The following is a 21,348-nucleotide window of genomic DNA, read 5'->3' as shown; positions in this document are numbered from 1 at the left end:
CCACGCTGTTCCTGGACGTTTATCCGCTGCATGTTTTCTACAAGGAACGGGGGTTGGGGGCGCTCGAAACCTGCCTGGAGTTGCGCCAAAATATCTATGGGCATGACCAGTACCCAGTACTATGGCCGGTCGGGCAGGAGACGCTAAAGTTCGGTCATGATTACAAGGAAATTCTGCAAGCTTTTGAGGCCATTGAGGCTGGCAACATCGCCAAAAGTGTTGACCATCTGGCTTGGCACGAACAGCGGAACATCTTGCAACCTGCCATGTACAGTGACCAGCTATTGGTAACACTGCTACGCGGCAATCACTTCTCTTATGTCACGAACTTCCCATCCGGCGTCGCTCAGGCCATTGAGCTGACGCTGGCCAGCCAATGCCGACCTGTCAATGACGAACGCACCATTGGCTTCAGCAATAACCCCGTAGCCGACCTGTCCGACATCCATCAGCGCATGCCTTTTGTGCTCAAGGCCGCGGCACAGTTTGACGAGCTGTTGCATGATAGCAACCGCTATCAGATCGAACAGGCGCTTCGGGATATCGCCGCAGGTGCGGGCGTGCGATGAGCCTGATGCAACGTCTGGGTTGGCGACGCGGTGTGATTGCACTCGCGGTCGCAGCCTGCATTATGTGGGTGGCGATTGAAGTGCAATCAGAAAAGGAAATCGCATTGGTGATAGGCGAGCCTTGGGAGGACATGCGCCAGCGCTCCAGTGCGGAGATTGACCCGGCTATTGCCGGGCGCTTTTGGGGGCGATTGCCGAAATCGGATGCCCGCCTGCGCTTCATTGACCCTCACTACGGGTTCGAGACCCCACTGGCTCGGTTTTTCACGGTTACTTTTGATGATGAGTTAGTCAACAGTGTCAGCATGTCCCCGCAAATCGAGCCGCTGCTACTCGACGATACGCTCAAGGTCGTGCTGGAGCTGCAGGAGCAATGGCGCAAAGCTGGCTGGACGCCCATCCGGATCAAGAGCTTTCCTTCGTTCGCCGATACGCCCCAATGGCGCGCCCGATTGCGAGATGTGAACAAGGGCGGTACGGCTTACTGGCGAGCAGGCGACAAGTACCAAGTGATGCTGGCGGTCAATCGCTTCAGGGATTATAAGCGCCCCACTGAGGAGCGTTACCTTATCACTCTACAGCTTGCCACACCGTGGGGGAGGCCTTGACCCTGCGCCCTGATGATGGACACGCCATTGGCTTGGACAGCAACCTCATGACCAACCTGTCCGACATCCATCAGCGCATGCCTTTTGTGCTCAAGGCCGCGGCCCAGTTTGACGAGCTGTTGCATGACGGCAACCGCTATCAGATCGAACAGGCGCTTCGGGATATCGCCGCAGGTGGGGGCGTGCGATGAGTCTGACGCAACGTGTCGGTTGGCGACGTGGTGTGTTTGCACTCGCGGTCGCTGTCTGCATTGCATGGGCGGCGATTGCAGCGCAATCGGAAAAGGAAATCGCGCTGATGATCGGCGAGCCTTGGGAGGACATGCGCCAGCGCTCCAGTACGGAGATTGACCCGGCTATTGCCGGGCGCTTTTGGGGGCGATTGCCGAAATCGGATGCCCGCCTGCGCTTCATTGACCCTATGTATGGGTTCGTGACACCACTGGCTCGGTTTTTCACGGTTACTTTTGATGATGAGTTAGTCAACAGTGTCAGCATGTCCCCGCAAATCGAGCCGCTGCTGCTCGACGATACGCTCAAGGTCGTGCTGGATTTGCAGGAGCAATGGCGCAAAGCTGGCTGGATACCGACCCGGGCCAATGACTTTCCACCGTTCGCCGACACGCCGCAATGGCGAGCTCAATTGCGAGACGTAAGTAAAGGGGGAACAACCTACTGGCAAGCGGGCAATCAGTTCCAAGTGATGATGGTGGTCAATCGCTTCAGGGATTACAAGCGCCCCACTGAAGAGCGTTACCTCATCAAACTGCAGCTTGCCACGCCATGGGTGAAGCCATGACCCATCGCCTCGATGATGGACACGCCATTGGCTTGGACAACAGCCTCATGACCAACCTGTCCGACCTCCATCAGCGCATGCCTTTTGTGCTCAAGGCCGCGGCACCGTTTGACGAGCTGCTGCATGACGGTAACCGCTACCAAATTCAGCAGTCGATTGAGGACATCGCCGCAGGTGGGGGCCTGCGATAAGCCTGAGGCTTTTGAAAAGCACAACGACACCCACAGGTGCCGTTGCGCCCCCCCAACCTCATCACTTACTTACGCGCCGCCTCCCACGACTTCAGCAACTCGTTGTAGCTCACGGTCTCGCCTTTGGGCTTTTCGTTGGCCAGTTTCGGTTTCGGTGCGCCCGGCTGGTCGAACCAGTATTGCGCGTCGCGCTCGGGGTTGAGCTTCGGCCCGCACACCGGTTGCACTTTGGAGCGCTCAAGGCGGGCCAGGATGGCGTCCTGGTCCTTGGCCAGGCCATCGAGGGCCTGTTGCGGGGTTTTCTCGCCGCTGGCGGCTTCGGCAATATGACTCCACCACAGCTGCGCCAGGCGCGGGTAGTCCGGCACGTTGGTCCCGGTCGGGGTCCATTGCACACGGGCCGGGCTGCGGTAGAACTCCACCAGGCCGCCGAGTTTCGGCGCCAGGTCGGTCATGGCCTGGGAGTTGATGTCCGACTCGCGGATTGGCGTCAGGCCGACGATGGTTTTCTTCAGCGATACGGTTTTCGAGGTCACGAACTGTGCATAGAGCCAGGCCGCGAGCTTCTGCTTCTCCGGCGTGGACTTGAGGAAGGTCCAGGAACCCGCGTCCTGATACCCCAGCTTCATGCCCTCCTCCCAATACGGGCCCTTGGGCGACGGTGCCATGCGCCACTTCGGTGTGCCGTCGGCATTCATCACCGGCAGGCCCGGCTTGGTCATGTCGGCGGTAAACGCGGTGTACCAGAAGATCTGCTGGGCGATGTTGCCCTGGGACGGTACCGGGCCGGATTCGGAGAAGGTCATGCCGGCCGCCTCCGGTGGTGCGTAGGCCTTCATCCAGTCGACGTATTTCTGCGTCGCATAGACCGCCGCCGGGCCGTTGGTGTCGCCGCCACGGGTCACGCTGGAGCCGACCGGATGGCAGTCCTCGACGCGAATCCCCCACTCGTCCACTGGCAAGCCATTGGGTATGCCCTTGTCGCCGGCACCGGCCATGGAGAACCAGGCATCGGTGAAGCGCCAGCCCAGGGACGGGTCTTTCTTGCCGTAGTCCATGTGCCCGTAGACGCGCTTGCCGTCGATTTCCTTGACGTCTTCGGTAAAGAACCGGGCAATGTCCTCATAGGCCGACCAGTTCACCGGCACGCCCAACTCATAGCCGTACTTCGCCTTGAATTTGGCCTTGAGGTCCGGACGCTCGAACCAGTCGGCGCGGAACCAGTAGAGGTTGGCGAACTGCTGGTCGGGCAACTGGTACAGCTTGCCGTCTGGCGCAGTGGTGAAGGAAATGCCGATGAAGTCCTGGATGTCCAGGGTTGGCAAGGTGTAGTCCTTGCCTTCGTTGGCCATCAGGTCGGTGATCGACTGGGTCTTGCCATAGCGAAAGTGGGTGCCGATCAGGTCCGAGTCGTTGACCCAGCCGTCATAGATGTTCTTGTCCGACTGCATCTGGGTCTGCAGTTTTTCCACCACGTCGCCCTCCTGCAGCAGGTCGTGGGTCAACTTGATCCCGGTGATTTCGCTGAAGGCCTTGGCCAGGACCTTGGACTCGTACTCATGGGTGGCGATGGTTTCCGACACCACGTTGATCTTCATCCCGCGAAACGGCTCGGACGCCTTGATGAACCACTTCAGCTCTTCCAACTGCTGCTCGGCCGTGAGGGTGGATGGCTTGAATTCGCTGCCAATCCACTTTTTCGCGGCGTCTTCATAGGCATCGGCCCAGGCCGCGGCACTCAACCCGCTGAGCGCCAGCATGGCTGCCAATGAAACGCTATGTCGCAGCTTATTGTTTTTCTCGAACATAAGACCTCCTGTTTGGGTTTCGGAGCACGGTTGCCGAGCGACTCGACTAGCCCCAGCGCATCACAGCCAACAGCCACACCAGGGACAGCGCAAAGGCCACCCAGATGCTCCAGCCGGTAGCGCCGATCACCAGCAAATGCAGGTAGGCGCTGCCGAGAAGACCGATAAACAGCCGATCACCACGGGTGGTGCTGATCGGTAAAAAGCCACGCCGGGAAATACTCGGCGAGCGCAACTCCCAGGTGGTCATGCCCACCAGCAACACGGCGATGACGCCGAAAAAGGCTGCGGTAGGCGGGGTCCAGTTCATCCATTCCATCATCAGCTCCTCACACCCGACCCAGGGCAAAGCCCTTGGCCACATGGTTACGGACAAACCAGATCACCAGCATGCCCGGCAGGATCGTCAGCACGCCGGCCGCCGCGAGTACCCCCCAGTCGATACCCGACGCGGACACGGTACGGGTCATCACCGCCGCGATGGGCTTGGCGTTCACCGAGGTCAGGGTGCGCGCCAGCAACAGCTCGACCCAGGAAAACATGAAGCAGAAGAACGCCGTCACACCGATGCCCGAGCCGATCAGTGGGATGAAAATCTTCACGAAGAACTTGGGAAAACTGTAGCCGTCGATGTAGGCGGTTTCGTCGATCTCCTTGGGCACCCCGGACATGAAGCCCTCGAGAATCCACACCGCCAGTGGCACGTTGAACAGGCAATGGGCCAGGGCCACGGCGATGTGGGTGTCGAACAGGCCAATAGAGGAGTACAGCTGAAAGAACGGCAGCAAAAACACCGCCGGTGGCGCCATGCGGTTGGTCAGCAACCAGAAGAACAAGTGCTTGTCGCCGAGGAACCGGTAGCGCGAGAACGCATAGGCGGCCGGCAGCGCCACGCTCAGGGAGATCACCGTGTTCAGGCTCACGTAATACAGCGAGTTCAGGTAACCGGTGTACCAACTGGGGTCGGTGAAGATCACCCGGTAGTTGGCCAGGGTGAAGTCCTGGGGAAACAGGGTCAGGCCACCGAGGATCTCGGTATTGCTCTTGAAGGACATGTTCAGCAGCCAGTAGATCGGCACCAGCAGGAACAGGATGTAGATCAACAGAGGCACCAGCTTTGTTTTGCTCATGTCAGGCCTCAGCGGTTGGCGTCGGAGTGGGTCATGGCGGTGTAGAACAGCCAGGACACCAACAGGATGATCAGGAAGTACACCAGCGAAAATGCGGCGGCCGGCCCCAGGTCGAATTGGCCGATGGCCATCTGGGTCAGGGTCTGGCTGAGGAAGGTGGTGGCGTTGCCCGGACCGCCGCCCGTGAGCACGAACGGCTCGGTGTAAATCATGAAACTGTCCATGAACCGCAGCATCACCGCGATCAGCAGCACGCTCTTGAGCTTGGGCAACTGGATGTGCCGGAACACTGCCCAGCTCGACGCCCGGTCGATCCGTGCGGCCTGGTAGTACACATCCGGTATCGCCCGCAGGCCGGAGAAACACAGCAACGCCACCAGCGAAGTCCAGTGCCATACGTCCATCACCAGCACTGTGACCCAGGCGTCCATGGTGTTGGCCGCGTAGTTGTAGCTGATGCCCATGGCGTTGAGGGTCGAGCCAAGCAGGCCGATGTCGGCACGCCCGAAGATCTGCCAGATGGTGCCGACCACGTTCCACGGGATCAGCAGCGGGATGGCCAGGATGATCAGCACAACCGAGGACCAGCGCCCCTTGGTCGGCATGGTCAGGGCGATGCCGATGCCCAGGGGAATCTCGATCAACAGCACACAGGCCGAATAGATGAACTGGCGCAGCAACGAGTCATGCAGGCGCGGATCGAGCAGCACCTGCCTGTACCAGTCGGCACCGACGAAGTAGCGGCTCGACTGGTCGAAAATGTCCTGCACCGAGTAATTGACCACGGTCATCATCGGCACCACCGCACTGAACGCCACCAGCAGGAACACCGGCAGCACCAGCCACCAGGCCTTGTTGTTCTGCACCTTGTTCATGGCCGGACCTCCAGCAGGTAGTCATCGGCGTAGACCATCAGCCACTGCGCCGGAAAACTGATGGACGCCACGCCTTGGGGCACCGGCTTGTCTTCAGCCAGGCGCACCTTGAGCGGCACGCCGTCCAGGCTCAACGTCATGATCTTGTAGGTGCCCAGGTCCTCGACATGGACCACCGTCGCCCGCAGCGCCTCTTCATAGGGTTCGTCCCAGACGTGGATGAACTCCGGGCGAATCCCCACTTTCAGGGTTTTCCACTCGGTTTCGCCGATACGCCGCTGCAGGTCCTCGGACAATGCCAGGTCAGTCCCGCCAAAACCAACGCCACCGGCCCGTGGGGTGACCTCGATGAGGTTCATTCCCGGGCTGCCGATGAAATAGCCGACAAAGGTGTGGCTCGGGCGTTCGAACAGCTCTCGCGGGGTACCGAACTGGACGATTTGCCCGCCGTACATCACCGCGATCTTGTCGGCGAATGTGGAGGCTTCGAGTTGATCGTGGGTGACGTAGACCATGGTGATGTTGAACTGCTCGTGAATCTGCTTGAGCTTGCGCCGCAGCTTCCATTTCAGGTGTGGATCGATCACCGTCAGCGGCTCGTCGAACAGGATCGCCGACACGTCATCGCGCACCAGGCCACGGCCCATGGAAACTTTCTGCTTTTCGTCGGCGGTGAGGTTGCGGGCCTTTCTGCCCAACAAGGCCTGCAGGTCGAGGACCTCGGCGATTTCCTGGACCTTGCTGTGCACCTTGGCCTCGGCCATGCCCTGGTTGCGCAGCGGGAAGGCCAGGTTGTCGAACACCGTCATGGTGTCGTAGACCACCGGAAACTGAAAAACCTGGGCAATGTTGCGCTTCTCGGGGGTCAACAGGTTGACCACCTTGTTGTCGAACAACACCTGGCCCTGGGAAGGGCTGAGCAGGCCGGAGATGATGTTGAGCAAGGTCGATTTGCCGCAACCGGATGGGCCGAGCAAGGCATAGGCGCCCCCCTGCTCCCAGATATGGTTCATCTCGCGAATCGCATAATCCTCAGGTCCCACGGGCGTACGGGTGTAGCTGTGAGCGAGGTTCTGCAAATGAATTTCGGCCATCAGGCAACCCTCGATACGCGTCGTCCGGGCGCCTGGAGCAGGCGCCCCTGTTCATCGAAGACAAACAGTTTGTGGGTCGGGATGTAGATACGAATCGGTGCGTCCACGTCGTACTCATGGACCCCGGGCAAATGCAGGACCAACAGGAAATACTCGTTGCGTACGTGCAGGAAGGTTTCCGAACCACTGATTTCCGCCACCTCGACGGTCACCGCCAACTCCAGGTCGTCATCATTGCCGGGCACCAGCGAGATATGGCTGGGACGCACGCCAAACCGGAACTCGCCCTCGCCCACCGGACGCAAATCGACGTTCAGCGGGAAGTGCACGAAATTGGCGAAGCTGACTTCATTGCCGGCAATGCGCCCGGGCATGAGGTTGATCGGCGGCTCGGAAAACAGCTCGGCCGCCAGCACGGTTTGCGGTTGGTGATAGACCTCGGCGGTCTTGCCGCTCTGAATCACCCGCCCCTCGTGAACAATGGTGGTAGTGCCGCCCAAGGCCAGGGCTTCGTTGGGTTCGGTGGTGGCGTAGACCGCGATGGTGTGGCGAGCCTGAAACAACTCGCGCATTTCCTGGCGCAGTTCTTCGCGCAACTTGTAGTCGAGGTTGACCAACGGCTCGTCGAACAGGATCAATTCGGCATCCTTGACCAGCGCCCGGGCCATGGCGGTGCGTTGCTGCTGCCCACCGGACAGTTCCAGCGGATAGCGTTGCAGGAACTTCTCGATGCGCAGCATCCGGGCCGTCTCGTACACCTTGCTCTGGATCTGTTCGGCCGATACACCCGCCTGGCGCAATGGCGAGGCGATGTTCTCGAACACGGTCATGGTCGGGTAGTTGATGAACTGCTGATAGACCATCGACACGTTGCGCAAGCGCACCGGGCGCTGGGTGACGTCCACGCCGTTCATCAGGATGCGCCCGTGATCGGGCTTGTCGAGCCCGGCCATCAGCCGCATCAGGCTGGTCTTGCCGGACAGCGTGCGCCCCAGCAAGACATTGAAGGATCCTGGCTCGAAACTGAGGTTCGCGTCATCGATCCAGACCTGGCCCTCGACGGTACGGCTGACGTTCTCCAGCGTGAGTGACATGGCTCGGCCTTTTTATTATTGGAGTCCAGCGACCGCTACACCAAAGCGACATCCGTGCCACAAATCCCAAGCGATTGATCTGCCTTGAGAATCTGCAATTCAGGGAAAACACCGCGTTCGCGACTGAACAGAAATGAACAACCACGATTGAACAATTGAACAGTTCCACGATTGACAATGAACAATGCTGAACAACACTGTATGGACGCTTTCGACCACGCCTGACGCCCGCGAGCCATTGGCGTAGCGGACGCGATGCACTCCCATAACAACAATAAAAGCGTGATTCAGAGGCTGACCGCCCATGGCCGCACCTGCCCCCGCGTTGTCCCACGACGCCATCATCCAGGACTCCTGGACCCGTTGCCGCGCGTTCGGCCTGCAGCATCAGAGCCTTCCCGCCTTCGACCAGTTACCTGCCGACGGCATCGCACGCCTGCTCGAAAGCCAGCATTCGCTGGTGCAAACCACCCACCAGGAAGTGCTGCCCTACTACGAGAACATCCTGAGCAATTCCAATTGCCTGATCATGCTCGCCGACCATCAGGGCCAGGTGCTGACCTCCTGGGGCACTCGACGCTTTATCGATCCGCGCCTGAGTCGTGGCTTCAACGCCGGCGCCAGCTGGCAAGAGCAATGCAGCGGCACTAACGCCATCGGCACAGCGCTGGCGTGCGAACAGGCGGTGCATATTGCCCACGATGAGCACTTTCTGAAGGCCAACCGCTTCATGACCGGCTCCGCCGCACCGATCTTCGATGCCCAGCGCCGGGTAATCGCCGTGCTCGACGTGTCCAGCGACAGCTACCTGCCGCCCGACCACACCCTGGGCATGGTCAGGATGATGAGCCAGACCGTGGAGAACCGGCTGATCCTCAACCTGTTCAAGGGCGAACACTTTCAACTGGTGTTCAACACCGGCCTGAACAACCTGGACAGCCAATGGGCCGGGTTGTTGATCTTCGATGAGAGCGGCCAGGTAATGTCGGCCAACCGGCGCGCCGACAACCTGCTGGGCGTCAGCCTGTCGCGGGTCAGCATCGACAGCCTGTTCAAGGTGTCATTACTGGAACTGCTCAATCAACCCGACGGCCTGCCCTTCGCCCTGCAAGCCTCGGGGCGCAACCGCTTTCATTGCCTGCTCAAGCGCCCGCAACAGCGGCCGGTCCAGGCGCGGGTATTGGCCGAGCCCTCAGGCCCTGCCCCCGAGGCCATCAGCCTCGGCACCCTGCACTTTGGTGACAGCCGGGTGGAAAAAGCCGTGCGCCAGGCCGAGCGCTTGCTGGAAAAAGACATTCCGCTGTTGATCCACGGGGAAACCGGCGTCGGCAAGGAAGTCTTTGTCAAAGCCCTGCACCAGGCCAGCTCCCGCAACAAACAACCACTCATTGCCGTCAATTGTGCGGCGATCCCCGCCGAACTGGTGGAGTCCGAGCTGTTTGGCTACGAGAAAGGTGCCTTCACCGGCGCCAACCAGAAAGGCAGCATCGGACTGATCCGCAAGGCAGACAAAGGCACGCTGTTCCTCGACGAGATCGGCGACATGCCGCTGCCCACCCAGGCCCGCCTGCTGCGGGTGCTGCAGGAGCGCTGCGTGCAACCGGTAGGCAGCAGCGAGTTGTTCTCAGTCGACATTCGGATCATTTCCGCCACCAACCGCTCATTGCGTGAACAGGTTCAGCTTGGACGTTTTCGCGAGGACCTGTACTACCGCATCGGCGGCTTGACCCTCGAGCTGCCGCCGCTCAGGGAACGCAGCGACAAGCAGGCGCTGTTCAAGCGCTTGTGGGAGCAACACCGTGAGCCCACACAATGGGCTGGGCTGAGCAGCGAAGTCATGGCCCTGCTCACCCGCCATCCATGGCCGGGCAACCTGCGTCAGGTCAGCAGTGTGATGCAGGTGGCGCTGGTCATGGCCGAGGACCAGCCGATCCGGCCCGAGCATCTGCCGGATGATTTTTTTGTCGATCTGGAGATGGAACCGGTGGAAGTCGCCGAGCCGGTGGCGGTGGATTTGAATAATGCAGAAGAATTGCAGCGTCAGTTGCAGGCCGCGGGAGGGAATGTTTCACACTTGGCGCGGCGGTTGGGGGTCAGTCGCAATACGTTGTACAAGCGGTTACGGCAGTTGGACACATGAAGACTTGACCTACTGTCTGCTCGTCTTTGCTGCCACGACATATTTTGGCTATATTTAGCCAAAATATGGGAGGCACATCATGATCACCGTTCCACTTGGGGAAGCCAAAAACAACTTGTCCAAACTGGTCGATGACGCGGCCTCTGGACAAGTCATTACCATCGCCAAACATGGGCGGGCCCTCGCCCGCCTGGTACCGGTCGTAAAACCCTCCGGGCGGCGAATCGGTGCGATGAAAGGCAAACTCGTCCTGCCTGACGACTTTGATGCACCATTGCCAAACGAAATGCTGGACGCCTTCGAGGGTACTCACGAATGAGGGTACTGCTCGACACCCATATTTTGCTGTGGACGTTAAGTGACGATCCCAAATTGTCTGCCAAGGCCAGAAAACTCATTGAGAGCGCTGCCGAGATCTACGTCAGCGCTGCGACTTTTTGGGAAATGGCAATCAAGGTCGGGCTGGGTAAGCTGAATGTCGATCTGGAAGAGATTCGCGAATACTGCACGCAAAGCGGTTTCATCGAATTGCCGATCACCTCGGAACACGCCATCGCGGTGAAGGATCTTGAGCATCACCATCGAGACCCGTTTGATCGGTTGATCGTCGCCACGGCCATTACCGAACCCATGAGACTGCTGACTGCCGACCCTTTGGTTGCCAAGTACACGTCCCTGGCCATTCTGGTTTAATCAACGTCCTCCGATCCGCAGACAAACAAAAACCCGCACAAGGCGGGTTTTGTCTGTAGCCGATACAGCAATCAGTCAGCCAAACGCCAGGTCGTGCCGCCCTTGCCGTCTTCCAGCACCACGCCCATGGCGGTGAGCTGGTCGCGGATGCGGTCGGATTCGGCCCAGTCTTTACCGGCACGCGCCGCCAGGCGCGCAGCAATCAGCGCCTCGACTTCGGCTGCGTCCACGCGCCCTTCGGCACCGGCCTGCAGGAAGTCATCGGCTTCGAGCTGCAACACGCCCAGCACGCTGGCCAGTTCCTTCAGGCGCGCCGCCAGACCGGCCGCCGCGTTCAGATCGCTCTCACGCAGGCGGTTGATCTCGCGCACCATCTCGAACAGCACCGCGCAGGCTTCCGGGGTGCCGAAGTCGTCGTTCATCACCTGGGTGAAGCGCTCGACAAAGGCTTCGCCGCCAGCCGGCGCCACGTTCGGCAGGCCTTTCAACGCGTGGTAGAAACGCTCCAGGGCGCCCTTGGCGTCCTTGAGGTTGTCTTCCGAGTAGTTGATGGCGCTGCGGTAGTGGCTCGATACCAGCAGGTAACGCACGACTTCCGGGTGGTACTTGTCCAGCACGTCACGAATGGTGAAGAAGTTGTTCAAGGACTTGGACATCTTCTCGCCATTGATGCGAATCATCCCGCAATGCATCCACGCGTTGGCGTAGGTCTTGCCGGTGGCCGCTTCGCTCTGGGCGATTTCGTTTTCGTGGTGCGGGAACTCCAGGTCGCTGCCGCCGCCATGAATGTCGAAGGTCTCGCCCAGGCAGCAGGTGGACATCACCGAGCACTCGATGTGCCAGCCCGGACGCCCGGCGCCCCACGGCGACTCCCAGCTCGGCTCGCCCGGCTTGGCGGCTTTCCACAGCACGAAGTCCAGCGGGTCCTGCTTGGACTCGTCGACTTCGATGCGGGCGCCGATGCGCAGGTCTTCGATCTTCTTGCGCGACAGCTTGCCGTAGCCCATGAACTTGCCGACGCGGTAGTACACGTCGCCATTGCCCGGGGCGTATGCATAGCCCTTGTCGATCAAGGTCTGGATCATCGCGTGCATGCCAGGAATATGGTCGGTGGCACGCGGTTCCATGTCCGGCTTCTTGATGTTCAGGCGCGCTTCGTCTTCGTGCATCGCCGCGATCATGCGCTCGGTCAAGGCTTCGAACGACTCGCCGTTCTCATTGGCCCGGTTGATGATCTTGTCGTCGATGTCGGTGATGTTGCGCACGTAGGTCAGGTCGTAACCGCTGAACCGCAACCAGCGGGTCACCAGGTCGAACGCGACCATGCTGCGGCCGTGGCCCAGGTGGCAGTAGTCGTACACGGTCATCCCGCACACGTACATGCGCACCTTGTTGCCATCCAGCGGCTTGAAGACTTCTTTGCTCTTGGTGAGCGTGTTGTAGATCGTAAGCACGTTAATTCCTTGACGCTAAATCACTGGCCCCACGAATCACGCAGGGTCACGGTACGGTTGAATACCGGCTGACCTGGTTTCGAGTCCTTGATATCCGCGCAGAAGTAACCTTCGCGCTCGAACTGGAAACGATCCTCCGGCTGTGCATTGCCCAACGAGGGTTCAGCACGACAACCGGTGAGTACCTGCAGCGAACCAGGGTTGATGTTGTCCAGGAAACTCGCGCTGTCCTCGGCCTTCTCCGGGTTCGCAGAGCGGAACAGGCGATCGTACAGACGCACTTCGCACTCGACGCTGGCAGCGGCCGGCACCCAGTGGATCACGCCTTTGACCTTGCGGCCTTCAGGGTTCTTGCCCAGGGTGTCCGGATCGTACGAGCAACGCAGTTCGACGATGTTGCCATCGGCGTCCTTGATCGCTTCGTCGGCACGGATTACATAGCTGCCGCGCAGGCGCACTTCACCAGCCGGCTCCAGGCGCTTGTAGCCCTTTGGCGGCTCTTCCATGAAGTCTTCACGGTCGATGTAGATCTCACGGGCGAACGGCAGGACGCGCACGCCCATGTCTTCTTTCGGGTGGCGTGGCAGTTCGAGGTTCTCGACCTGGCCTTCCGGGTAGTTGGTGATCACGACTTTCAGCGGACGCAGCACGCACATGGCACGTGGGGCGCTGTGGTCAAGGTCGTCACGGATACTGAATTCGAGCATGCCGAAGTCCACCACGCCGTCGGAACGGTTGGTGCCGATCATTTCGCAGAAGTTGCGGATCGACTTCGGTGTGTAGCCACGACGGCGGAAGCCCGACAGCGTCGACATGCGCGGGTCGTCCCAGCCATTGACGTGCTTTTCATCGACCAACTGCTTGAGCTTGCGCTTGCTGGTGATGGTGTAGTTCAGGTTCAGGCGGCTGAACTCGTACTGGCGCGGCTTGGCCGGCACGGGCAGGCTCTCGAGGAACCATTCGTACAACGGACGGTGGCTTTCGAACTCCAGGGTACAGATCGAGTGGGTGATGCCTTCGATGGCGTCCGACTGACCATGGGTGAAGTCGTAGTTCGGGTAGATGCACCACTTGTCACCGGTCTGGTGGTGGTGAGCGTGACGGATGCGATACATGATCGGGTCGCGCAGGTTCATGTTCGGCGAGGCCATGTCGATCTTGGCCCGCAGCACCCGTGCGCCGTCCTTGAACTCGCCGGCTTTCATACGGGCGAACAGGTCCAGGTTCTCTTCCACGGAACGGTCGCGGAACGGGCTGTTCTTGCCCGGCTCGGTCAGGCTGCCACGGTATTCCCTGGCTTGCTCGGGTGTCAGGTCACAAACGTACGCCTTGCCGGCCTTGATCAGCTCCACGGCCCAGTCGTGCAGTTGGTCGAAGTACTGCGAGGCATAGCGCACTTCACCGGACCACTGGAAACCCAGCCACTTGACGTCGCTTTCGATGGCGTCGATGTATTCCTGGTCTTCCTTGGCCGGGTTGGTGTCGTCGAAACGCAGGTGAGTCACGCCACCGAATTCCTGGGCCAGGCCGAAGTTCACACAGATCGACTTGGCGTGACCGATGTGCAGGTAGCCGTTGGGCTCAGGCGGGAAACGGGTGACGATCTGCGTGTGCTTACCCGAGTCCAGGTCCGCCTGGATGATCGGGCGCAGGAAATTGACCGGCACGGCAGGGCCGGTCTTGGCATTCGAAGTCGGGTCGACAGTGGGCTTGCTCATAGGATCCTTGGACGTACAAGTGCGTGGCCTACAGGCAGGCCGGACAAAACAAAGCCGCTATCATAGCCGATGCGGTCAAGTGCCTGACAGGGCAGGCCGGAAAACTGCTGTTTTTAATGCACGGCGAATGAAAAACAGCCTCGAAATTCGTCGCCATCACGCTAAACTGCGCACCTTGGCAATTTTTTGCCAGACCGCTGTGGGGTTGCCGGCGTCAGGCGGCGCCCCGAAAGCCACGAATTTCTTACAGAGTAGCGATCATGACTCAAGTCAAACTGACCACCAACCATGGCGACATCGTCCTGGACCTGAACGCCGAGAAGGCCCCGATCACCGTGGCCAACTTCATCGAGTACGTCAAGGCCGGCCACTACACCAACACCGTGTTCCACCGCGTGATTGGCAACTTCATGATCCAGGGCGGCGGTTTCGAGCCAGGCATGAAGGAAAAGAAAGACAAGCGTCCAAGCATCCAGAACGAAGCTGACAACGGCCTGTCCAACGACAAGTACACCGTGGCCATGGCTCGCACCATGGAGCCGCATTCGGCTTCCGCGCAGTTCTTCATCAACGTGGCGGACAACAGCTTCCTCAACCACAGCGGCAAGAACGTTCAGGGCTGGGGCTACGCCGTGTTCGCTAAAGTGACTGCCGGCACCGACGTTGTCGACAAGATCAAAGGTGTTTCCACCACCATGAAGGCCGGCCACCAGGACGTGCCAGCAGACGACGTGATCATCGAGAAAGCCGAGATCATTGAGTGATACTGCTGATTTCAGACTTACATCTGGAAGAGGAGCGCCCGGACATTACCCGGGCGTTTCTGGATTTGCTCACCGGACGCGCCCGCTCGGCGAGTGCGCTCTACATTCTGGGCGACTTTTTCGAGGCATGGATCGGCGACGACGCCATGACCCCCTTCCAACGCTCCATCTGCCAGGCCCTGCGCAACCTCAGCGACAGTGGCACGGCGATATTCCTGATGCACGGCAATCGCGACTTCCTGCTGGGCAAGGCCTTCTGCAAGGCCGCCGGCTGCACCCTGCTCAAGGATCCGAGTGTCGTATCGTTCAACGGCGAACCGGTGCTGCTGATGCACGGCGACAGCCTGTGCACCCGCGACGCGGCCTACATGAAGCTGCGCCGTTACCTGCGCAATCCCGTGACCCTGTTCATCTTGCGCCACCTGCCCCTGCGCACCCGGCACGCGCTGGCACGCAAGCTGCGTAGCGAAAGCCGGACGCAAACCCGCATGAAAGCCAACGACATCGTTGACGTGACCCCCGAGGAAATCCCGCGGATCATGCAGCACTACGGGGTCAAAACCCTGGTCCACGGCCACACCCACCGCCCTGCCATCCACAAGCTGCAGATTGGCGACCTGGCCGCCAAGCGCATCGTGCTGGGGGATTGGGACAAGCAAGGCTGGGCACTGCAGGTGGACGAGCAAGGTTTTCAACTGGCGGCGTTCGACTTCGCACCACCGCCACCACTGGCGCTGCCCGGCAACTGACAGCCATACACGCCCACTGGATCGCACTGCCGTTCAGTCAAGGCTAGGGTTCTCAATACATCCCCCGTGGCGAGCGAGCTTGCTCGCGCTGGGCTGCACAGCTGCCCCCCCAAAACTATCGCCGAGCTCGCTCTGAACGACCACGGTCGCTTTGTTGGGGGGCGCTTCGCTCCCTGAGCGGGAGCAAGCCTGTGCTGGCACCTCAAAAATCCCGCTTGTAGAAGATATCCAGGGAACTGGCGATACCGCTGGCGGCTTCCAGAAAGACCTTTTTGCTCAGTTTGTAACGCAAGGCGATGGTGTTGGCCGGCTCGAACACGCCGACGCCATAACGCAAGCTGAGCTTCTCGGAGATGTTGCCGCTGGCCACCACGCTGGTGGTGGTGCCACTGCCCTGGGTGTCGAGCTGGAAATCCTGAATACCCAGGTTCTTGGCCAGGCTGCCGGTCAGGTCCGAGCTGCCCATCAGCCCGAGGCCCAACGCGGCTTGCGCGAGCATGTTGTTGTCTTCACCGTTGCTACTCAGCGGACGCCCGAGCACCAGGTAGGACAATGCCTGCTCCTGGCTCATGGCCGGCTCCGAGAAAACTTGCGTCGTCGGCTGCTCGGCACTGCCGCTCAGGCGGATACCGGCAATCACGTCGTCGGTCTGGCGCACCGCTTCGATGTCCAGGTACGGCTGATCGATGGGCCCGGTGAAGAACAGCCGCGCACGCCGTACCGTCAGGCGCTGGCCGTAGGCACGGTAACGGCCGTCGTTGAGCCAGAGCTCGCCGCGGGTGTCCATGTTGTCGCCGATGTGCACGTGACCTTGCAGGTTGGCCGTCAGACCAAAGCCGGCAAAGCTCAGTTTGTCTTCGCCCACCACGACGTCGATGTCCATCGCCATGGCCATCGGCGTTTTGCCCTCCTCGGTCTGATGGCCGACGATCACCGTGTCGTCGGAGACCTTGACCGTCGAGGGCGGCAGCTCGCGCACGGTGATCTCACCCTTGGGCACCCGCACCTTGCCGGTAATCGCCAGCTTGTCGTCCTTGATCGAGATGTTCAGGTCCGGCGCCACTTCCAGCGCCGCGTAGGGTTCGACCGTTACCGGCAGTTGCTGCCCCTTGAGGCTCAGGTCCACCACCAGTGCCTGTCCCCAGGCGACGTGCCCGTTCAGGCTGCCCTGCCCGTCCTTGCCACTTTTCCAGCCACCGTTGAGTTGCACGTTTTCACCGGCGATCTGCGCCTTGACCTGTAACGCCTCGAGACGCGTCGGTAGTTCCGGCCCGGAGATTTCACCGTCGCTCAAGGTCAGGCTACCGTTGACCTGCGGCGCCAATAGCCCGCCGGACAAACTGCCGCTGCCGTTCAGGCGCCCGGCCAGTTTCTCGACCATCGGCACGAAGGGGCGCGCCACCGACAGGTCCAACCCGCTCAGACGGAAAGAACCGCTCAGGGGCTTGTTCCTGGGCAGTGGATTGATCTGCGCCTGCACCATCAGCTCGCCCAGCTTGCCACCGACGAAGTCCAGCTGCGTGTCGATGCGCTTGGGGTTGAGGGTGCTGGTCAATTTCAGGGTCTGGTACGGGAAGTCCAGCCACTGCTCCTTTTCCTTGAGGCGCAGGGTGCCGCCGCTGGCATCGACCAGTACCTGGCCTTTCGGGCCGCTGGCTGGCAGGTCCAACTGCACGTCGGCGTTGAGCTTGCCCTGCCAGGCGAAGTCCTTGGGCAGCCATTGCGCCAGGCTGTCGATCGGGAATTGCTTGAGGTGATAGCGCAGCTTGGGCTCGGGCATCAGGCGTTGGTCCTCGCCGCACAGACTGGCGGGGCCGGACATCCAGCAATGGGCGCCGAAGGTCAGTTTGCCATCAGCCATGCGCTCGATCCGCGCGGGCCCTTGCAGCTTCCAGTCCTGGCCGCCGGCCTGAATGTCACCGCTGGCCAGGCGGCCACGCCAGTTGCCCTTGTCGAGAGTGCCGTCCAGGCCCAGCGCCAGCTTCAGCAAGGGGCCTTGCAGGTCCAGTAGCAGTTTCTGCTGCTTGATGTCGCCCTGGCCGCTGGCGGTCAGCGTACCCAATTGGCTGTCACCTACCTCGATGCCGCTACCCTTGAGGTCGATCTTCGCGCGCTGCGCCTTGTCCAGGGTGGCATCCAGGTTCAGGCTTTTCAGGCGATTGTCGTCGAACGCCAGTTGCACACCTTGCAGGCTGAGGGTGCCTTGGGGCGCCTGGAGACTGCCGGCGACATCGACTCTGCCATTGAGCTGGCCACGCAGCTGCGGCCAGAGTTGGCCGAGACGCGGCGCCTTGATGTCGAGCTGGCCGGCGAGCGTCTGTTGCAAGCTGGCGCGGCCATCAATGCGGTTTTCGCCCAGGCGGATCTGCAGCGTGCTCAGGTTCCAGCGCTCGCCAGCCCCATCAGCCTTGGCCTGCAAGACCGCTGGCTGCCCGCGTAGCTTGCCCTTGAGGTCGAGGTCGGCCGTAAGATTCAGTTGTTCGTTCTTCATCTCCCCCTTGCTGCGCAAGGGACCGGCCAGGGTACCCGGCAGCTCCGCGAGCCAGTACGCCGGGTTGATCGCCGACAGATCCAGCGCGGTGTCCCAGGCAATGCCGTCGGCAAACTGCAGATTCAGATGCCCCTCGGCCTTGCCCTGCCCGGCCGCCAGCTGGAACTGCGGCAGGAAGATTTTCGTCAGGTCGCCGCTGAACGGGCTGCTCAGGCTGAACGCCCCGGCCGGGCCGTCCAGCGCCGCCTTGAAGTTGCCCAGGTAGTTGCCGTCGCGGTACGAGGCTTCCGCGTTGAAGCTACGCAGTGCCACCTGGGGTTCATCGATCACCGGGTACAACCGGTGCCACGGGAAGTCCAGCCAATCGATCTTCGCCTCGGCACTCAAGCCCTCGGACCAATCGAGTTGCCCGGTCAGTTTCAGGCTCTGCTTGTCGCTGGCGTTCAATTCCAGCCCCGCGATCTGCGCGCCCCTGGCGTCGACCCGGCCCTGCAGGAGCAAGGCGACCGGCCCCTCTTCGGCGGGCAATGTGGCATTGCCTTGCAATTGATAGCCGTTTTTCAGGTCACCGTTGCCGGTCAGCTCCAACTGATTGAGCTGCAAGGTGTCGGGCAGATCGGCACTGGCCTTGAAACCATCGGCAGTGATTCGCACCTTGGCGGGCAGGTTGTCCGCCAGCGGTTGTAACTCACCCGTCAACCGACCTTGCAGGTATCCGCTGCTGTCAGCCGTCAGGTTCAGGGTTTTCAGCAGGTCGCCTTCGACCCTCAACGCCAGCGCCCATGGCGTGCTACCCGGTGCCGGCAATGTCAGCTTACCGGTGGCCTGCAGCGGCCAGTCGCCGGTCGGTTGCAACAGGCCGGACAGGTCCAGGCTCAGGTCGTCGCGCTGCAGATGCACGGAGTCGAGCTGCAACCCCTCGGCCGTCCAGTGCGCGGCCAGTTGCAAGTCCTTGAGCTGTTCGCTGCCATTGAGCAACAGGCTGCCGATCTGCACTTCTCCCAACTGGATGGCCACCGGCAACTTCAGGTCAGGCAGGCTGATCGGCCCGCTGCTGGATTCGCTGCCCGGGGCGAACTGCAGAATCACTTGCTCGGCCTTCAGTTGCTCGATGCACAGGGTCATGCGGGTCAGGCACATGGGCGACCAGGCAAATACCGGCTGTCTCAGCTCGACCCGGTCACCGGCCTGCTGCCACACCAGATGATCGGCACGCCATTGGCCACCCAGCCGGCCCTGGAAATTGTCCACGGTCAAACCCGGCACCTGACCCAGGGCCCAGCGGCTACCCGCTTGCGTACCCAGCAACACACCGATGCCCAGCAGGACCACAGCCACCAACGACACCGTCGCCAGCAGCGTTATTTTCAAACCACGCTTCACAGCTCAGGCCCCATGGAAAAGTGCAAACGAATACCACCGGGATCATCCAGTGCATGGGCCAGGTCCAGGCGGATCGGCCCGACCGGCGAAACCCAGCGCACGCCAAGGCCAACCCCGGTCTTGAGACTGGGCAGTTCGAGGGTATTGAACGAGTTGCCCTGGTCGACGAAGGTCGCCACTCGCCATTTTTCGGCGATGGAGTACTGATACTCAAGGCTGCCCGTGACCATGTAGCGCCCGCCGATGCGGTCGCCTTCATTGTTTTCCGGGGACAGGCTCTGGTAGTCGTAGCCACGCACGCTCTGATCGCCACCGGCGAAGAAGCGCAAGGACGGTGGAATGGACTTGTAGCCATTGGTAGCCGAACCGCCGACTTGCGCGCGGGCCAGGAACCGATGATTGTCGAACACCGTGGTCAAGCCTTTGACCAGTGCCGTGCCGTATAGAAGATTGTTGTCCGAGCCCAGCCCTTCCTTGGCGACCTTGCTGTCGAACTGCAGGCGATAGCCGTTGTGCGGGTCGATCCGGTTGTCACTGCGCAGGTAGGAGTAGCTCACGCCGGGCATCAACAGGTTACTCAGGCCCGAGTCATCGCCAAGGCGATATTCCTCACGCTGCCATTTCAACGAGATCACCCGTTGCCAGCCACTGGGCAACTTGCTGTGCCATTCCGGGCCCAGGGTCAGCAGCTTGCTCAAACTGTCGGTGTTGGCCAGTTCTTCATATTGATAGCCCCCGGCAAACCGCAGTTTGTCGGTGAGAGGCGGGTCCAGCGGTACGTCGTACCAGAGGCCGACGTTTTGCCGGGGTGCCGAGAGCTCGGCTTCCCAACCGTAGCTGTGGCCCTGAGGGTTGACCCAATGGCGCGTCCAGTTGGCCTTGGCCCGCGGACCGACGTCCGTGGAGAAACCCAGGCCAAGGCCCATGGTGCGTGGCTTGCGGGTGTCCAGATTGACCGCCACCGGAATCACCTCGTTGGCCGCCGAGGTGGGCGCGGCGTCGACCCGCACCGACTCGAAATAGCCGCTCGACTGCAAGGCCTGACTGAGCTCGGCGATCAGCTCTGAATCATAGGGCGCGCCACTTTTGAACGGCACCATGCGCTGCAACAGGTCCTCGTCGAACGGTGTATCACCGGCAAAACTGACCTGGCCCAACGCATAACGCGGGCCGCTTTCATAGATCAGCTCGATGTCGGCGACCCCGGCTCGCGGGTCCACCAACAGTTTCTGGCGGGTAAAGCGGCCACTGAAAAAGCCGAAACGCGAGGCCTGGTTCTGAATCAGGCGCTTGGCGTCGTCGTAATGACCGTGGTTGAGCACGGCACCGGGCTTGAGCACATCACTCTTGGGCACACGAAAGGACTTGAGGGAGGCCGCGGGCCCTTCGACACGGATGGTCACGTTGCGCAGGCGCACTGGCTCGCCGGGGTCGATGTTCAACACCAGTCGCGGCGACTTGCCGTTCTTGACTTCGCTTTCTATATGGGGCTGGTAGTAACCCAGGGCCTGGGCGGCCTTGCGCGCCTGCTCTTCGGCGCCGCGACTGAAGCGCAGCAAGGCGTCCTCGTCACGATCGCCGAGTCCTCCGATATAGCCTTCGATATTGGCCTTCAGCTCATCGTTGGACGGTTTGATCCTGACGTCCAATTCACTTTGCGCCAGTGCGCCTGCGCTGCTGAATAGCACGAGCAAGCCACTGGTAAATCTTCCTGGAAACTTCATAGGCGCGGATGCTATCACGAGCGTGGGAGCGTGATAGAGCGAACAATCTGAACAAAAGTTCGGC

Annotated in this window: 20 protein-coding genes; 10 read left to right on the top strand and 10 right to left on the bottom strand. The window is 60.9% G+C overall.

Annotated features, from left to right (window positions below; genetic code table 11):
• From AC3WQN_RS18105 to AC3WQN_RS18085, 5 genes are all read left to right on the top strand, one after another.
• The coding region (locus AC3WQN_RS18105) for a DUF2515 family protein (protein ID WP_371918540.1) at positions 1-569 on the top strand (569 nt) is incomplete at its 5' end.
• On the top strand, positions 566-1,177 hold the full coding sequence (locus AC3WQN_RS18100) for a hypothetical protein (protein WP_492589214.1): 612 nt from the start codon (positions 566-568) through the stop codon (positions 1,175-1,177). The genes AC3WQN_RS18105 and AC3WQN_RS18100, both read left to right, overlap by 4 nt.
• A gap of 47 nt (positions 1,178-1,224) precedes the next feature.
• The gene (locus AC3WQN_RS18095) at positions 1,225-1,368 is read left to right on the top strand and encodes a hypothetical protein (RefSeq protein WP_492606948.1); all 144 of its coding nucleotides are present in this window, start codon (positions 1,225-1,227) and stop codon (positions 1,366-1,368) included.
• Positions 1,365-1,976: a hypothetical protein gene (locus tag AC3WQN_RS18090; RefSeq protein WP_103401784.1), complete on the top strand. Its 612-nt coding sequence runs from the start codon at positions 1,365-1,367 to the stop codon at positions 1,974-1,976. Before AC3WQN_RS18095 ends, AC3WQN_RS18090 begins: the two co-directional genes overlap by 4 nt.
• On the top strand, positions 1,973-2,167 hold the full coding sequence (locus AC3WQN_RS18085) for a hypothetical protein (protein ID WP_146038391.1): 195 nt from the start codon (positions 1,973-1,975) through the stop codon (positions 2,165-2,167). The genes AC3WQN_RS18090 and AC3WQN_RS18085 overlap by 4 nt, the downstream gene beginning before the upstream one ends.
• A gap of 65 nt (positions 2,168-2,232) precedes the next feature.
• Here the strand turns inward: AC3WQN_RS18085 and AC3WQN_RS18080 are convergent, their stop codons facing one another.
• Genes AC3WQN_RS18080 through AC3WQN_RS18055 form a run of 6 tightly spaced genes read right to left on the bottom strand, consistent with a single transcriptional unit; the run spans position 2,233 to position 8,168 of the window.
• Positions 2,233-3,975: an ABC transporter substrate-binding protein gene (locus AC3WQN_RS18080; RefSeq protein WP_095083202.1), complete on the bottom strand. Its 1,743-nt coding sequence runs from the start codon at positions 3,973-3,975 to the stop codon at positions 2,233-2,235.
• 46 nt (positions 3,976-4,021) lie between these two features.
• Positions 4,022-4,294 carry a DUF2160 domain-containing protein gene (locus AC3WQN_RS18075; RefSeq protein ID WP_095083200.1) on the bottom strand — a complete coding sequence of 91 codons (273 nt, stop codon included), beginning with the start codon at positions 4,292-4,294 and terminating at the stop codon, positions 4,022-4,024.
• A 10-nt stretch (positions 4,295-4,304) separates the two neighbouring features.
• Positions 4,305-5,105: a carbohydrate ABC transporter permease gene (locus AC3WQN_RS18070; RefSeq protein WP_095146913.1), complete on the bottom strand. Its 801-nt coding sequence runs from the start codon at positions 5,103-5,105 to the stop codon at positions 4,305-4,307.
• An 8-nt stretch (positions 5,106-5,113) separates the two neighbouring features.
• Complete coding sequence (locus tag AC3WQN_RS18065) at positions 5,114-5,980, bottom strand: carbohydrate ABC transporter permease (protein ID WP_095083197.1); 867 nt, start codon at positions 5,978-5,980, stop codon at positions 5,114-5,116.
• Positions 5,977-7,074, bottom strand: a complete 1,098-nt coding sequence (locus tag AC3WQN_RS18060; RefSeq protein WP_103401782.1) for an ABC transporter ATP-binding protein — start codon at positions 7,072-7,074, stop codon at positions 5,977-5,979. The genes AC3WQN_RS18065 and AC3WQN_RS18060 overlap by 4 nt, the downstream gene beginning before the upstream one ends.
• Complete coding sequence (locus AC3WQN_RS18055; RefSeq protein ID WP_103401781.1) at positions 7,074-8,168, bottom strand: ABC transporter ATP-binding protein; 1,095 nt, start codon at positions 8,166-8,168, stop codon at positions 7,074-7,076. The genes AC3WQN_RS18060 and AC3WQN_RS18055 overlap by 1 nt, the downstream gene beginning before the upstream one ends.
• Positions 8,169-8,472: 304 nt before the next feature.
• Between AC3WQN_RS18055 and AC3WQN_RS18050 the strand changes: the two genes are divergently transcribed.
• The 3 genes from AC3WQN_RS18050 (at position 8,473) to AC3WQN_RS18040 (ending at position 11,001) form a co-directional block, all read left to right on the top strand.
• Positions 8,473-10,308 (top strand): sigma-54-dependent Fis family transcriptional regulator, encoded by a 1,836-nt coding sequence (locus AC3WQN_RS18050; RefSeq protein WP_103401780.1) that lies wholly within the window; start codon positions 8,473-8,475, stop codon positions 10,306-10,308.
• Positions 10,309-10,387: 79 nt separating this feature from the next.
• On the top strand, positions 10,388-10,627 hold the full coding sequence (locus tag AC3WQN_RS18045; RefSeq protein ID WP_095146909.1) for a type II toxin-antitoxin system Phd/YefM family antitoxin: 240 nt from the start codon (positions 10,388-10,390) through the stop codon (positions 10,625-10,627).
• On the top strand, positions 10,624-11,001 hold the full coding sequence (locus tag AC3WQN_RS18040) for a type II toxin-antitoxin system VapC family toxin (protein WP_095146908.1): 378 nt from the start codon (positions 10,624-10,626) through the stop codon (positions 10,999-11,001). Before AC3WQN_RS18045 ends, AC3WQN_RS18040 begins: the two co-directional genes overlap by 4 nt.
• Before the next feature lie 71 nt (positions 11,002-11,072).
• Here AC3WQN_RS18040 and cysS read toward each other — a convergent pair whose 3' ends face one another.
• Both cysS and AC3WQN_RS18030 read right to left on the bottom strand, forming a co-directional pair.
• Positions 11,073-12,455, bottom strand: coding sequence for a cysteine--tRNA ligase (gene cysS / locus AC3WQN_RS18035; protein WP_007970481.1), 1,383 nt, complete (start codon positions 12,453-12,455; stop codon positions 11,073-11,075).
• 20 nt (positions 12,456-12,475) lie between these two features.
• The gene (locus AC3WQN_RS18030; protein WP_103401779.1) at positions 12,476-14,173 is read right to left on the bottom strand and encodes a glutamine--tRNA ligase/YqeY domain fusion protein; all 1,698 of its coding nucleotides are present in this window, start codon (positions 14,171-14,173) and stop codon (positions 12,476-12,478) included.
• A gap of 260 nt (positions 14,174-14,433) precedes the next feature.
• On the opposite strand from AC3WQN_RS18030, the gene AC3WQN_RS18025 reads away from it, so the two are divergent.
• A complete protein-coding gene (locus AC3WQN_RS18025; RefSeq protein WP_103401778.1) occupies positions 14,434-14,937 on the top strand; it encodes a peptidylprolyl isomerase in 504 nt (167 codons plus the stop codon).
• A complete protein-coding gene (gene lpxH / locus AC3WQN_RS18020) occupies positions 14,934-15,686 on the top strand; it encodes a UDP-2,3-diacylglucosamine diphosphatase (RefSeq protein ID WP_103401777.1) in 753 nt (250 codons plus the stop codon). The genes AC3WQN_RS18025 and lpxH overlap by 4 nt, the downstream gene beginning before the upstream one ends.
• A gap of 202 nt (positions 15,687-15,888) precedes the next feature.
• On the opposite strand, the gene AC3WQN_RS18015 is transcribed toward lpxH, so the two are convergent.
• Positions 15,889-19,560, bottom strand: a complete 3,672-nt coding sequence (locus AC3WQN_RS18015) for a translocation/assembly module TamB domain-containing protein (RefSeq protein ID WP_103401776.1) — start codon at positions 19,558-19,560, stop codon at positions 15,889-15,891.
• Positions 19,557-21,284, bottom strand: a complete 1,728-nt coding sequence (locus AC3WQN_RS18010; RefSeq protein ID WP_103401775.1) for an autotransporter assembly complex protein TamA — start codon at positions 21,282-21,284, stop codon at positions 19,557-19,559. Before AC3WQN_RS18010 ends, AC3WQN_RS18015 begins: the two co-directional genes overlap by 4 nt.
• Positions 21,285-21,348: the final 64 nt, after the last annotated feature.

It is taken from the genome of Pseudomonas sp. FW300-N1A1 (assembly GCF_058789115.1).
This window is presented reverse-complemented; position numbering and strand designations above follow the sequence as displayed.

Bases quoted from the DNA above. Each gene is read 5' to 3' on its own strand.
- AC3WQN_RS18100 (WP_492589214.1), top strand. From the start codon at position 566: ATGAGCCTGATGCAACGTCTGGGTTGGCGACGCGGTGTGATTGCACTC.
- AC3WQN_RS18095 (WP_492606948.1), top strand. From the start codon at position 1,225: ATGACCAACCTGTCCGACATCCATCAGCGCATGCCTTTTGTGCTCAAG.
- AC3WQN_RS18090 (WP_103401784.1), top strand. From the start codon at position 1,365: ATGAGTCTGACGCAACGTGTCGGTTGGCGACGTGGTGTGTTTGCACTC.
- AC3WQN_RS18085 (WP_146038391.1), top strand. From the start codon at position 1,973: ATGACCCATCGCCTCGATGATGGACACGCCATTGGCTTGGACAACAGC.
- AC3WQN_RS18080 (WP_095083202.1), bottom strand. From the start codon at position 3,975: ATGTTCGAGAAAAACAATAAGCTGCGACATAGCGTTTCATTGGCAGCC.
- AC3WQN_RS18075 (WP_095083200.1), bottom strand. From the start codon at position 4,294: ATGGAATGGATGAACTGGACCCCGCCTACCGCAGCCTTTTTCGGCGTC.
- AC3WQN_RS18070 (WP_095146913.1), bottom strand. From the start codon at position 5,105: ATGAGCAAAACAAAGCTGGTGCCTCTGTTGATCTACATCCTGTTCCTG.
- AC3WQN_RS18065 (WP_095083197.1), bottom strand. From the start codon at position 5,980: ATGAACAAGGTGCAGAACAACAAGGCCTGGTGGCTGGTGCTGCCGGTG.
- AC3WQN_RS18060 (WP_103401782.1), bottom strand. From the start codon at position 7,074: ATGGCCGAAATTCATTTGCAGAACCTCGCTCACAGCTACACCCGTACG.
- AC3WQN_RS18055 (WP_103401781.1), bottom strand. From the start codon at position 8,168: ATGTCACTCACGCTGGAGAACGTCAGCCGTACCGTCGAGGGCCAGGTC.
- AC3WQN_RS18050 (WP_103401780.1), top strand. From the start codon at position 8,473: ATGGCCGCACCTGCCCCCGCGTTGTCCCACGACGCCATCATCCAGGAC.
- AC3WQN_RS18045 (WP_095146909.1), top strand. From the start codon at position 10,388: ATGATCACCGTTCCACTTGGGGAAGCCAAAAACAACTTGTCCAAACTG.
- AC3WQN_RS18040 (WP_095146908.1), top strand. From the start codon at position 10,624: ATGAGGGTACTGCTCGACACCCATATTTTGCTGTGGACGTTAAGTGAC.
- AC3WQN_RS18030 (WP_103401779.1), bottom strand. From the start codon at position 14,173: ATGAGCAAGCCCACTGTCGACCCGACTTCGAATGCCAAGACCGGCCCT.
- AC3WQN_RS18025 (WP_103401778.1), top strand. From the start codon at position 14,434: ATGACTCAAGTCAAACTGACCACCAACCATGGCGACATCGTCCTGGAC.
- AC3WQN_RS18010 (WP_103401775.1), bottom strand. From the start codon at position 21,284: ATGAAGTTTCCAGGAAGATTTACCAGTGGCTTGCTCGTGCTATTCAGC.